This window comes from Escherichia sp. MOD1-EC7011 (assembly GCF_002965005.1).
Taxonomy (GTDB): domain Bacteria; phylum Pseudomonadota; class Gammaproteobacteria; order Enterobacterales; family Enterobacteriaceae; genus Escherichia; species Escherichia ruysiae.
This window is the reverse complement of sequence record NZ_PTRD01000010.1, coordinates 154,935-168,432: the sequence shown is the minus strand read 5'-3', so window position 1 is coordinate 168,432 and position 13,498 is coordinate 154,935. Positions and strand designations below refer to the sequence as shown.

Below are 13,498 nucleotides of genomic sequence, written 5' to 3'. Positions count from 1 at the left end.
AGGAGTGAATTATGGATGTTACCGCAAAATACGAATTGATTGGGTTGATGGCCTATCCTATCCGCCACAGTTTATCGCCTGAAATGCAGAATAAAACCTTAGAAAAAGCGGGATTGCCATTTACCTATATGGCCTTTGAAGTGGATAACGATAGCTTTGCCGGAGCAATTGAAGGATTAAAAGCCCTCAAAATGCGCGGCACCGGTGTGTCGATGCCGAACAAACAACTGGCGTGTGAATATGTTGATGAATTAACGCCTGCGGCGAAACTGGTGGGCGCCATCAATACCATCGTTAATGATAACGGCTACCTGCGTGGTTATAACACCGACGGCACAGGCCATATTCGCGCCATAAAAGAGAGCGGTTTTGATATCAAAGGAAAAACGATGGTGCTGTTAGGTGCCGGTGGCGCCTCAACGGCGATTGGCGCGCAGGGTGCGATTGAAGGGTTAAAAGAAATTAAACTCTTTAACCGTCGGGATGAGTTTTTCGATAAAGCCCTCGCCTTCGCGCAACGGGTCAACGAAAACACCGATTGCGTCGTCACAGTGACGGATCTCGCCGATCAGCAGGCCTTTGCCGAGGCGCTGGCTTCTGCCGATATTTTAACCAACGGTACTAAAGTGGGTATGAAACCCCTTGAAAATGAATCATTGGTTAATGATATCAGTCTGTTACATCCAGGACTTCTGGTCACCGAATGCGTATATAACCCGCATATGACGAAGTTATTGCAGCAGGCGCAACAAGCAGGTTGCAAAACGATTGATGGATACGGCATGTTGTTGTGGCAAGGGGCAGAACAGTTCACGTTATGGACTGGCAAAGATTTCCCTCTGGAATACGTTAAACAGGTCATGGGGTTCGGCGCCTGAGAGGCTGACCGCGTGCAGAAAGGGTAAGAAATGAAAACCGTAACTGTAAAAGATCTCGTCATTGGCACGGGTGCACCAAAAATCATCGTCTCGCTGATGGCGAAAGATATCGCCAGCGTGAAATCTGAAGCTCTTGTCTATCGTGAAGCGGACTTTGATATTCTGGAATGGCGCGTGGATCACTTTGCCGACCTCACCTGTGTGGAGTCGGTCATGGCGGCGGCAAAAATTCTCCGTGAGACCATGCCAGAAAAACCGCTGCTGTTTACCTTCCGCAGTGCCAAAGAAGGCGGCGAGCAGGCGATTTCCACCGAAGCTTATATTGCTCTCAATCGTGCAGCCATCGACGGCGGTCTGGTGGATATGATCGATCTGGAGTTATTTACCGGCGATGATCAGGTTAAAGAAACCGTCGCCTACGCCCACGCGCATGATGTGAAAGTTGTCATGTCCAACCATGACTTCCATAAAACGCCGGAAGCCGAAGAAATCATTGCCCGTCTGCGCAAAATGCAGTCCTTCGACGCCGATATTCCTAAGATTGCGCTGATGCCGCAAAGTACCAGCGATGTGCTGACGTTGCTTGCCGCGACCCTGGAGATGCAGGAGCAGTATGCCGATCGTCCAATCATTACCATGTCGATGGCAAAAACTGGCGTAATTTCCCGTCTGGCGGGTGAAGTTTTCGGTTCGGCGGCAACCTTTGGCGCAGTAAAAAAAGCCTCTGCCCCTGGACAAATATCGGTGAATGATTTGCGCACAGTATTAACTATTTTGCATCAGGCATAATCAATAACGTTCCGGCGGGAACACCCTCACCCGCCGAAATAAAAATAAGTGTTTTAAGAGTGTTTAATAATAATATTCCGTGAGTATCTGCGCGCTATTTTTCTGGCTGACGCAGGGAAACTCACACCTGAATCAGGAAAAAATAATGAAACCTGTAAAACCACCTCGTATTAATGGACGAGTGCCGGTCCTGTCGGCACAGGAAGCGGTGAGTTATATTCCCGATGAAGCGACGCTTTGTGTATTAGGTGCAGGCGGAGGTATTCTGGAAGCCACCACATTAATTACCGCTCTTGCTGATAAATATAAGCAGACCCAGACACCGCGTAATTTATCAATTATTAGTCCTACGGGGCTTGGCGATCGCGCCGACCGTGGTATTAGTCCGCTGGCGCAAGAAGGTCTGGTGAAATGGGCATTATGCGGACACTGGGGACAATCGCCGCGTATTTCTGACCTTGCAGAACAAAATAAAATTGTTGCCTATAACTATCCACAAGGTGTACTCACCCAAACATTGCGCGCCGCCGCTGCCCACCAGCCGGGAATTATTAGCGATATTGGTATCGGTACATTTGTTGACCCTCGCCAACAAGGCGGAAAACTGAATGAAGTGACCAAAGAAGAGCTGATTAAACTGGTCGAGTTTGATAATAAAGAATATCTCTATTACAAAGCGATTGCGCCGGATATCGCTTTTATTCGCGCTACCACCTGCGACAGCGAAGGCTACGCCACTTTTGAAGATGAGGTGATGTATCTCGACGCATTGGTTATTGCCCAGGCGGTGCACAATAACGGCGGTATTGTGATGATGCAGGTGCAGAAAATGGTTAAGAAAGCCACGCTGCATCCTAAATCTGTCCGTATTCCGGGTTATCTGGTGGATATTGTGGTGGTCGATCCGGATCAAACCCAACTGTATGGCGGTGCGCCGGTTAACCGCTTTATTTCTGGTGACTTCACCCTTGATGACAGCACCAAACTTAGCCTGCCCCTAAACCAACGTAAATTAGTTGCGCGGCGTGCATTATTCGAAATGCGCAAAGGCGCGGTGGGAAATGTCGGTGTCGGTATTGCCGACGGCATTGGCCTGGTCGCCCGTGAAGAAGGATGTGCTGATGACTTTATTCTGACGGTGGAAACGGGTCCGATTGGCGGTATTACCTCGCAAGGTATCGCCTTTGGCGCAAATGTTAATACCCGCGCCATTCTGGATATGACGTCCCAGTTCGATTTTTATCACGGCGGTGGTCTGGATGTTTGTTATTTGAGTTTTGCCGAAGTCGACCAGCACGGCAACGTCGGTGTGCATAAATTCAATGGCAAAATCATGGGCACCGGCGGATTTATTGATATCAGCGCCACCTCGAAGAAAATTATTTTCTGTGGCACGTTAACCGCAGGAAGTTTAAAAACAGAAATTGCCAACGGCAAATTAAATATTATCCAGGAAGGACGGGTGAAGAAGTTTATCCGTGAACTACCGGAAATCACGTTCAGCGGAAAAATCGCTCTCGAACGGGGACTGGATGTTCGTTATATCACCGAACGTGCCGTCTTCACGCTGAAAGAAGACGGTCTGCATTTAATCGAAATCGCCCCTGGTGTCGATTTGAAAAAAGATATTCTCGACAAAATGGATTTCACCCCAGTTATTTCACCAGAACTCAAACTGATGGATGAGAGATTATTTATCGATGCGGCGATGGGTTTTGTCCTGCCTGAAGCGGCTCATTAACAGGAGTATAATGATGGATTTTTCTTTAACTGAAGAACAAGAACTGCTGCTGGCCAGTATTCGCGAACTGATTACGACTAACTTTCCGGAAGAGTATTTCCGCACCTGCGATCAAAACGGTACATATCCGCGTGAGTTTATGCGGGCACTGGCGGATAACGGTATTTCCATGCTTGGCGTGCCGGAAGAATTTGGTGGTATCCCTGCGGATTACGTCACCCAAATGCTGGCGCTGATGGAAGTGTCAAAATGCGGTGCTCCGGCGTTTTTGATTACCAACGGTCAGTGTATTCACAGTATGCGCCGTTTCGGTTCTGCGGAGCAGCTACGCAAAACGGCAGAAAGCACACTGGAAACGGGTGATCCCGCCTATGCCCTGGCGTTGACGGAGCCAGGCGCAGGCTCAGACAACAACAGTGCCACTACCACTTACACGCGTAAAAATGGCAAGGTTTACATCAACGGACAGAAAACCTTTATTACCGGTGCGAAAGAGTACCCGTATATGCTGGTGCTGGCGCGCGATCCAGAACCGAAAGATCCGAAAAAGGCCTTCACCCTGTGGTGGGTCGACTCCAGTAAGCCCGGCATTAAGATTAACCCGCTGCATAAAATCGGCTGGCATATGCTCAGCACCTGCGAAGTCTATCTCGACAACGTGGAAGTTGAAGAGAGCGACATGGTGGGCGAAGAAGGAATGGGGTTCCTCAATGTGATGTACAACTTTGAGATGGAACGCCTGATCAACGCCGCGCGCAGCACCGGCTTTGCCGAGTGTGCCTTTGAAGATGCCGCCCGCTATGCCAACCAGCGTATCGCTTTTGGTAAGCCGATTGGGCATAACCAGATGATCCAGGAAAAACTGGCACTGATGGCGATTAAGATCGACAACATGCGCAATATGGTGCTGAAAGTGGCATGGCAAGCTGACCAGCATCAGTCATTGCGCACCAGCGCGGCGCTGGCAAAATTGTACTGCGCACGTACCGCGATGGAAGTCATTGATGATGCGATTCAAATCATGGGTGGTCTGGGCTATACCGATGAGGCGCGCGTCTCCCGCTTCTGGCGCGATGTTCGCTGTGAACGTATCGGCGGCGGTACAGACGAAATTATGATTTACGTTGCAGGTCGGCAGATTCTGAAAGATTACCAGAATAAATAATCTCCAGGCGGCGCAGCTTCTTACAAAACTGCGCCGCCTGATTTATCCGGCAAGACTTACGGGTTGAGGAAATTCAGATAAGATTTCTTGTTCCGCAAAACAGTTTTTAAATTGCCTGCGGTAATCGCTGGGTGAACAGCCGACATGGCGCAAAAACAGTTTGGCAAAGTGATCGACATTTTCATAACCCACACGCCAGGAGATCTCTGCCTGTGATAATTCAGTATTGGTGAGTGACCATTTCGCTTCCGTCATACGCCGTTGAATAACATAGTTAATAGGGGAAATGCGATACTCTTTGGTAAATTCATGGCAAATATAACTGACGCTGGCACGAAATTTTTTCGATAACTGTTCTAAAGTGATTTTTTCGCGATAATTATTATTTAGATAGAAAAGAATATCTTTAATCAGCACATCTTTTTTAATATACCCTTGCTCCGAACGATACGCATTTTTAAAATTTTCGTAGTAGAGAATTGCTAATGTATAGGCAAAAGCGTCCCATAATGAAGATGTCTGATTATTTTTACTTTGCGGCAAAATAACGCTTAGCTCATTAAATAAGGTTTTAATGACCTCTTTTCCCTGCCCTGCGGCAATTACCGGGCAAGAATGCGGTTGCAGAAGCTGGTTTTCCTCTGCCCCCTGAAACTGAAAGCCATACAGTGCACAGGTACAGGTCGTAGCAGGATCGTTGACATCAGAAGCCACCGCATGAAGTCTGCCGCGTTCTATCACCACAATGTCATCGGCATGGGCTACATACAACGAGGAGTCAATGGTAAACCTTGCCACGCCTTTCTTGACATAAATCAGCTCAGTTTCATTGTCATGAACGTGATGTCCAGACTCCCATTTTGGATCATCGCTAAATGCAAAACGTGAAAGCCGTGGCGTTTTTCCAGCGACAAACAGCGTTTCGCTGACATTATCAAAACAGCGTTGATACATGACAACCTCCCTATTCCATGAGCAAGCAAAAGCAATATATGCCGGATAAAATACGGCGTGTATTACGGTTATACAACCGCGTTTAGCGAGAGCTAAACAAGATTATTTACACCGAATGCAAGATTGTACGGTCACGGCATAACAATATTGCCGCTCACTGCACTTTTGTTTTAGCGATCGCATTTTTTTTGCAAGATTGTTGGCAAGGAAAACAGCTTGCTCCGTCGAAAACGCCTTCCTGCTATCGCACACTATTTTCAGGCCATTTTTACCTTCCATCGGAGATGGTTCCGTATGCGACCCACAGGAGAAATCATGAAAATAATAACCTGCTTTAAGCTGGTGCCTGAAGAACAGGACATTGTTGTCACTCCCGAATACACCCTTAATTTCGACAATGCCGACGCCAAAATCAGCCAGTTCGATCTCAATGCCATTGAAGCTGCAAGCCAGCTTGCAACAGATGACGATGAGATAGCCGCGCTGACCGTTGGCGGTTCGTTATTGCAGAACTCGAAGGTGCGCAAAGACGTGTTATCACGCGGGCCACACAGCCTGTATATGGTGCAGGATGCCCAACTTGAACACGCGCTGCCCGTCGATACCGCAAAGGCGCTGGCAACCGCAGCAGAAAAAATCGGCTTTGATTTACTGATCTTTGGCGAAGGTTCCGGCGATCTCTATGCCCAGCAGGTTGGTCTGCTGGTAGGGGAAATCTTGCAACTTCCGGTGATTAATGCAGTGAGTGCCATTGCGCGTCAGGGCGATACATTGGTGGTTGAACGCACACTCGAAGAGGAAGTTGAAGTTATTGAACTCTCGCTTCCCGCCGTACTTTGCGTCACGTCTGATATCAACGTTCCACGTATCCCCTCCATGAAAGCCATTCTCGGTGCAGGCAAAAAACCGGTGAACCAGTGGCAGGCGAGTGACATCGGCTGTAGCCAGACCACGCCACTTGCTGAACTGACCGGCATTCGCGTACCGCCGCAAACAGAACGTAAACACATCATTCTCGATAACGATTCGCCGGAAGCGATTGCCGAGCTGGCGGAACACCTGAAGAAAGCCCTGAACTAAAGCCAACGGAGAAGAAACGATGAGTCAATTAAACAGCGTCTGGGTCTTTAGCGATAACCCTGATCGTTATGCTGAACTGTTTGGCGGTGCGCAGCAATGGGGCAACAGGTGTATACCATTGTGCAAAATGCCGACCAGGCGCAGGCGGTTATGCCTTATGGCCCAAAATGTATTTATGTTCTTGAGCAAAACGATGCGCTGCAACGCACTGAAAATTACGCTGAAAGCATTGCTGCCCTGCTTAAAGATAAACACCCCGCTATGTTGCTGATGGCCGCGACGAAACGCGGTAAAGCTCTGGCAGCACGGTTAAGTGTGCAACTGAATGCGGCGCTGGTGAACGATGCTACGGCGGTGGATATTGTCGATGGTCACATTTGCGCCGAACACCGTATGTATGGCGGGCTAGCGTTCGCTCAGGAAAAGATCACCAGCCCGCTGGCGATAATTACCCTTGCGCCCGGTGTTCAGGAACCGTGCACGAGCAATGCTTCTCATCAATGCCCGATTGAAACCGTGCCTTACGTTGCCCCGCGTCATGAAATTCTCTGTCGCGAACGCCGTGCGAAAGCGGCAAGCAGTGTGGATCTGAGTAAAGCAAAACGCGTGGTCGGCGTCGGTCGCGGTCTGGCGGCGCAGGATGACCTGAAAATGGTTCACGAACTGGCGGCGGCGCTGAATGCTGAAGTCGGCTGCTCACGCCCGATTGCCGAAGGCGAGAACTGGATGGAACGTGAACGTTATATCGGTGTCTCCGGGGTGTTGCTGAAATCCGAACTCTACCTGACGCTGGGGATCTCCGGGCAGATCCAGCATATGGTCGGCGGCAACGGCGCAAAAGTGATTGTCGCCATCAATAAAGATAAAAACGCGCCAATCTTCAACTATGCCGACTACGGTCTGGTGGGCGATATCTACAAAGTCGTCCCCGCCCTGATTAGCCAGTTGAGCCGCTAATTCCCCTTTCAACCACATCTCCCGCTGTAAACGCAGCGGGAAGGGAGCATAACGCATGTCGGATGACAAATTTGATGCCATTGTGGTCGGTGCGGGCGTTGCCGGTAGCGTCGCCGCACTGGTGATGGCGCGAGCCGGGCTGGATGTCCTGGTAATAGAACGTGGCGATAGCGCCGGATGCAAAAATATGACTGGCGGGCGTCTTTATGCCCACACGCTTGAGGCTATTATTCCCGGCTTTGCTGCATCTGCACCGGTTGAACGTAAGGTCACACGCGAGAAAATCTCTTTCTTAACCGAAGAAAGCGCCGTTACCCTCGATTTTCACCGTGAGCAACCGGATGCCCCGCAGCAAGCGTCTTATACCGTATTGCGCAACAGCCTCGATCCGTGGCTGATGGAACAAGCAGAACAGGCGGGTGCGCAGTTTATCCCGGGCGTTCGCGTCGATGCCCTGGTTCGTGAGGGAAACAAGGTCACTGGCGTTCAGGCCGGGGATGATATTCTCGAAGCGAATGTGGTCATATTGGCCGATGGCGTTAACTCAATACTTGGTCGTTCGCTGGGCATGGTTCCCGCCTCCGATCCGCATCATTACGCTGTTGGTGTTAAAGAGGTCATTGGCCTCACGCCAGAACAAATCAACGATCGCTTTAACGTCACCGGCGATGAAGGTGCCGCCTGGCTGTTTGCCGGTTCCCCTTCTGACGGCCTTATGGGCGGTGGATTCCTCTATACCAACAACGATTCCGTATCGTTGGGTCTGGTCTGCGGATTGGGTGATATCGCCCATGCGCAAAAAAGCGTGCCGCAAATGCTGGAAGATTTTAAACAGCACCCCGCCATACGTCCGCTGATTAGCGGTGGCAAACTGCTTGAATATTCCGCACATATGGTGCCGGAAGGTGGCCTGGCGATGGTGCCGCAACTGGTTAACGATGGTGTGATGATCGTCGGTGACGCCGCCGGTTTCTGCCTCAATCTTGGCTTTACGGTTCGCGGAATGGATTTAGCCATCGCGTCGGCACAGGCTGCTGCCACAACGGTGATTGCCGCCAAAGAACGCGCGGATTTCTCCACCCGCAGCCTGGCGCAATACAAACGTGAGCTGGAACAGAGTTGCGTCATGCGCGATATGCAGCATTTTCGTAAAATCCCGGCGCTGATGGAAAACCCGCGCCTGTTTAGCCAATACCCACGAATGGTCGCTGACATCATGAACGATATGTTCACCATCGACGGTAAACCTAACCAGCCGGTACGCAAAATGATCATGGGACACGCGAAGAAAATTGGGCTGGTCAACTTGCTTAAAGATGGCATTAAGGGAGCAACCGCACTATGAGCCAGAATGCTACGGTTAATGTTGACGTCAAATTAGGCGTCAATAAATTCCATGTTGATGAGGGACATCCGCACATCATTCTGGCGGCAAATCCCGATATCAATGAATTTCGTAAATTAATGAAAGCCTGCCCGGCCGGACTTTATAAGCAGGATGACGCAGGAAATATTCATTTTGATTCTGCCGGTTGTCTGGAGTGCGGCACCTGTCGGGTGCTTTGCGGCAACACTATCCTCGAACAATGGCAATACCCTGCTGGCACTTTCGGTATTGATTTCCGCTACGGTTAATCACGCATCCCACAGGCCTGTACGTCGGGCCTGACGTTTTGTTTCGAGATTCCAAAATGAAAGTAACATTAACGTTTAACGCGCAGCGTCGTGCTGCCTATCGGCAGCAAGGGTTATGGGGTGATGCTTCGCTGGCTGACTACTGGCAGCAAACTGTGCGAGCGATGCCTGACAAAATAGCTGTGGTCGATAATCATGGTGCATCGTACACCTATAGCGCGCTCGATCAGGCCGCAAGCTGTCTGGCAAGCTGGATGCTGGCGAACGGTATTGAAGCCGGCGATCGCGTCGCGTTTCAACTGCCGGGCTGGTGTGAATTTACCGTTATCTATCTTGCCTGCCTGAAAACCGGTGCGGTATCCGTGCCGCTGTTACCTTCCTGGCGAGAAGCGGAACTGGTGTGGGTGCTCAATAAGTGCCAGGCAAAAATGTTTTTTGCCCCGACGTTGTTTAAACAAACGCGTCCGGTAGATTTAATCCTGCCGCTGCAAAATCAGCTTCCACATCTGCAACAAATTGTCGGCGTGGACAAACTGGCTCCCGCCACATCGTCTCTCTCGTTACGCCAGATTATTACCGATAATACCCCGCTGACGACGTCGATATCGGTTCACGGCGATGAATTAGCGGCAGTGCTGTTTACCTCCGGAACTGAAGGTATGCCAAAGGGCGTGATGCTGACACATAATAATATTCTCGCCAGCGAGCGGGCATATTGTGCGCGGCTGAATCTGACATGGCAGGATGTTTTTATGATGCCTGCGCCGCTGGGTCATGCGACAGGTTTTCTGCATGGCGTAACGGCGCCGTTTTTGGTAGGCGCACGGAGCGTATTGTTAGATATTTTCACCCCTGAAGCCTGTCTCTCGCTACTTGAGCAACAACGTTGCACCTGTATGCTCGGCGCAACGCCGTTTGTCTATGACCTTTTGAATTTACTGGAGAAACAGCCCGCAGATCTTTCTGCGCTGCGTTTCTTCCTTTGCGGTGGCACCACGATCCCAAAAAAAGTGGCGCGTGAATGCCAACAGCGCGGCATTAAATTGTTAAGTGTTTATGGCTCCACAGAAAGCTCGCCGCACGCGGTGGTGAATCTCGACGATCCGTTGTCACGCTTTATGCATACCGATGGTTACGCTGCCGCTGGCGTGGAAATCAAAGTCGTCGATGACGCACGCAAGACCTTACCGGCCGGTTGTGAAGGTGAAGAGGCCTCGCGTGGCCCCAATGTGTTTATGGGTTATTTTGATGAACCTGAATTAACCGCCCGCGCGCTGGATGAAGAAGGCTGGTATTACAGCGGTGATCTCTGCCGCATGGATGAGGCTGGCTATATAAAAATAACCGGACGTAAGAAAGATATTATTGTCCGTGGCGGCGAGAATATTAGCAGCCGTGAAGTGGAAGATATATTGTTGCAGCATCCCAAAATTCATGATGCCTGCGTGGTTGCGATGCCCGATGAACGCTTAGGCGAACGCTCGTGTGCTTATATTGTATTAAAATCGCCACATCATTCATTATCTCTGGAAGATGTGGTAGCATTTTTTAGCCGTAAACGGGTCGCGAAATATAAATACCCTGAGCATATCGTGATAACTGAAAAGTTACCCCGCACTGCATCCGGTAAAATACAAAAATTTTTACTCAGGAAAGATATTATTCAGCGATTAACCGAGGGTCATTGCGGAATTACTGAATAAGATTCGTATCCGCGAATAGCTAGCCCCGGCGACAATATGCCGCCGGGGCTATATTTTATTTCTTCAGTTCAGCCAGACTTAACCAGGTTTGCACTACAGTGTCTGGGTTCAGAGACAGGCTGTCGATTCCCTCTTCCATCAACCATGCTGCAAAGTCTTCGTGGTCAGATGGCCCCTGACCGCAAATCCCGACGTATTTGCCCTGTTTCTTCGCGGCACGGATTGCCATCGACAACAGTGCTTTCACGGCATCGTTGCGCTCATCGAACAGTTCAGACACCACGCCGGAGTCACGATCCAGGCCAAGCGTCAGCTGCGTCATGTCGTTTGAGCCGATAGAGAAGCCGTCGAAATATTCGAGGAACTGTTCTGCCAGCAAGGCGTTGGACGGAATTTCACACATCATGATGATCTTCAGACCGTTCTCACCACGTTTCAGTCCCTGACGCGCCAGTTCTTCAACCACCGCTTTCGCCTGGTCAACGGTACGCACGAACGGGATCATGATCTCAACGTTGGTTAACCCCATGTCGTTGCGCACACGTTTCACCGCTTCACACTCCAGCGCGAAGCAGTCGCGGAAGCTATCAGAAACGTAGCGACCGGCGCCACGGAAGCCCAGCATCGGGTTCTCTTCATGCGGCTCGTAACGTTCGCCACCGACCAGGTTAGCATATTCGTTGGATTTAAAATCAGAGAGACGGACAATGACGCGCTTCGGATAAAACGCTGCGCCCAGCGTCGCGATCCCTTCAGTCAGACGACCAACGTAAAATTCACGCGGAGAATCAAAGCCTTTCATCATCTCGCGGATTTCGTTTTGCAGCTGCGGTTCCTGGTCGTCAAACTCAAGCAGTGCACGCGGGTGAACGCCAATCATGCGGTTGATGATAAATTCCAGGCGCGCCAGACCTACGCCTTCATTTGGCAAGCAGGCGAAGTCAAACGCACGATCCGGGTTACCGACGTTCATCATCACTTTCAGCGGCAGATCCGGCATGGTTTCCACGCTGGAGCTTTTCACGCTAAATTCCAGCAACTCGGCATAAACGTAACCGGTATCGCCTTCAGCACAAGAAACAGTGACATTCTCACCGTCTTTCATCCGTTCGGTCGCATCGCCGCAGCCAACCACCGCCGGAATACCCAGTTCGCGTGCGATGATCGCCGCGTGACAGGTACGACCGCCACGGTTGGTGACGATGGCTGATGCTTTCTTCATGATCGGTTCCCAGTCCGGGTCGGTCATGTCAGTGACCAGAACGTCACCGGGTTCGATGCGGTTCATTTCGCTGATGTCATGAATGACTTTCACCGGCCCCGCGCCAATGCGATGACCGATAGCACGGCCTTCGGCGATAATCTTGCCCTGTGAATGCAGCGTATAACGTTCCATGACCTGGCCGCGTGAACGCACGGTTTCCGGACGCGCCTGCACAATAAACAGTTTGCCGGTGTGGCCGTCTTTCGCCCACTCAATATCCATCGGGCGACCATAGTGTTTCTCAATTTGTACGGCCTGTTTTGCCAGCTCCTGCACTTCTTCATTGGTCAGCGAGAAGATGTCACGTTGTTCCTGCGGTACGTCTTCAATTTTAACTTGTTTGCCGTGTTCCTGGGTCGGCGCGTAGACCATGCGGATTTTTTTCGACCCCATGGTACGGCGCACGATAGCCGAGCGATTCGCCGCCAGCGTCGGTTTATGCACGTAAAATTCATCCGGGTTAACCGCGCCCTGCACAACCATCTCACCGAGCCCCCATGCGGAAGTGATAAACACCACCTGGTCGAAACCGGATTCGGTATCAATGGAGAACATCACGCCAGAGGACGCGAGGTCGGAACGCACCATCCGCTGAACACCGGCGGAGAGCGCGACGCCACGGTGATCGTACCCCTGGTGAACGCGATAAGAGATGGCGCGATCGTTAAACAGGGAAGCAAAGACATGCTTCACTGCCACCAGTACGGCGTCAAAACCCTGAACGTTGAGGAAGGTTTCCTGCTGACCGGCGAAGGAGGCGTCCGGCATGTCTTCTGCGGTGGCGGAGGAGCGCACCGCAAAAGAGGCGTTTTCGTCATCGGCGGAAAGCTGTGCATAGGCTTCGCGGATGGCGTTTTCCAGCTCAGGCTGGAAGGGAGTGTCGATAATCCACTGGCGGATTTGCGCACCTGCTTTCGCAAGCTGGGTAACATCGTCAATATCCGTTTTATCCAGCAGTTCATAAATGCGCTGGTTTACGCCGCTTTGATCCAGAAACTGATTAAACGCATCGGCGGTTGTGGCGAAACCATTCGGAACGGAAACGCCCATTCCGGAAAGGTTAGTAATCATTTCACCCAGGGAGGCATTTTTGCCCCCAACCCTGTCTACATCATTCATGCCGAGTTGGTTATACCAAAGCACCAGCGGTGACGAGCCATTGTTGGACATCGAACAATCCTTTTGTGATAAATGAACGGTTTGAGAAACACATTTCTGCGCATTTATCTTTGCATATTTAACCGGATGAAAAAAACGGTGAATCGTTCAAGCAAATATATTTTTTTACTTTTTAAGACTGATCCCAGCGTTGCGCAAATCTGTTATCTTCGA

10 protein-coding genes and 1 pseudogene are annotated in these 13,498 nt (G+C 50.6%); 9 read left to right on the top strand and 2 right to left on the bottom strand.

The annotated features are described in order from the left end of the window. Positions 1 to 11: 11 nt before the first annotated feature. The 4 genes from ydiB (at position 12) to A7098_RS04750 (ending at position 4,573) form a co-directional block, all read left to right on the top strand. Complete coding sequence (ydiB, locus tag A7098_RS04765; protein ID WP_105280418.1) at positions 12 to 878, top strand: quinate/shikimate dehydrogenase; 867 nt, start codon at positions 12 to 14, stop codon at positions 876 to 878. 30 nt (positions 879 to 908) lie between these two features. Continuing rightward, the gene (gene aroD, locus A7098_RS04760) at positions 909 to 1,667 is read left to right on the top strand and encodes a type I 3-dehydroquinate dehydratase (protein WP_000860206.1); all 759 of its coding nucleotides are present in this window, start codon (positions 909 to 911) and stop codon (positions 1,665 to 1,667) included. A 145-nt stretch (positions 1,668 to 1,812) separates the two neighbouring features. Continuing rightward, positions 1,813 to 3,408 carry an acyl CoA:acetate/3-ketoacid CoA transferase gene (locus A7098_RS04755; protein ID WP_000805716.1) on the top strand — a complete coding sequence of 532 codons (1,596 nt, stop codon included), beginning with the start codon at positions 1,813 to 1,815 and terminating at the stop codon, positions 3,406 to 3,408. Between the two features lie 13 nt (positions 3,409 to 3,421). Next, positions 3,422 to 4,573 carry an acyl-CoA dehydrogenase gene (locus A7098_RS04750; RefSeq protein ID WP_000347836.1) on the top strand — a complete coding sequence of 384 codons (1,152 nt, stop codon included), beginning with the start codon at positions 3,422 to 3,424 and terminating at the stop codon, positions 4,571 to 4,573. Between the two features lie 42 nt (positions 4,574 to 4,615). On the opposite strand, the gene A7098_RS04745 is transcribed toward A7098_RS04750, so the two are convergent. Then, on the bottom strand, positions 4,616 to 5,527 hold the full coding sequence (locus tag A7098_RS04745) for an AraC family transcriptional regulator (RefSeq protein WP_000284824.1): 912 nt from the start codon (positions 5,525 to 5,527) through the stop codon (positions 4,616 to 4,618). A 315-nt stretch (positions 5,528 to 5,842) separates the two neighbouring features. On the opposite strand from A7098_RS04745, the gene A7098_RS04735 reads away from it, so the two are divergent. From A7098_RS04735 to fadK, 5 genes and pseudogenes are all read left to right on the top strand, one after another. Beyond that, a complete protein-coding gene (locus A7098_RS04735) occupies positions 5,843 to 6,607 on the top strand; it encodes an electron transfer flavoprotein (RefSeq protein WP_032225288.1) in 765 nt (254 codons plus the stop codon). A 19-nt stretch (positions 6,608 to 6,626) separates the two neighbouring features. After that, a pseudogene (locus tag A7098_RS04730) lies at positions 6,627 to 7,564 on the top strand (electron transfer flavoprotein subunit alpha). Between the two features lie 55 nt (positions 7,565 to 7,619). Next, positions 7,620 to 8,909, top strand: coding sequence for an FAD-dependent oxidoreductase (locus tag A7098_RS04725; protein ID WP_105280417.1), 1,290 nt, complete (start codon positions 7,620 to 7,622; stop codon positions 8,907 to 8,909). Continuing rightward, complete coding sequence (locus A7098_RS04720; RefSeq protein WP_085460667.1) at positions 8,906 to 9,199, top strand: ferredoxin family protein; 294 nt, start codon at positions 8,906 to 8,908, stop codon at positions 9,197 to 9,199. The genes A7098_RS04725 and A7098_RS04720 overlap by 4 nt, the downstream gene beginning before the upstream one ends. A gap of 56 nt (positions 9,200 to 9,255) precedes the next feature. Further along, complete coding sequence (fadK, locus tag A7098_RS04715) at positions 9,256 to 10,902, top strand: medium-chain fatty-acid--CoA ligase (RefSeq protein WP_105280416.1); 1,647 nt, start codon at positions 9,256 to 9,258, stop codon at positions 10,900 to 10,902. A gap of 55 nt (positions 10,903 to 10,957) precedes the next feature. On the opposite strand, the gene ppsA is transcribed toward fadK, so the two are convergent. Beyond that, positions 10,958 to 13,336: a phosphoenolpyruvate synthase gene (gene ppsA / locus A7098_RS04710; protein WP_105280415.1), complete on the bottom strand. Its 2,379-nt coding sequence runs from the start codon at positions 13,334 to 13,336 to the stop codon at positions 10,958 to 10,960. Positions 13,337 to 13,498 lie beyond the last annotated feature (162 nt).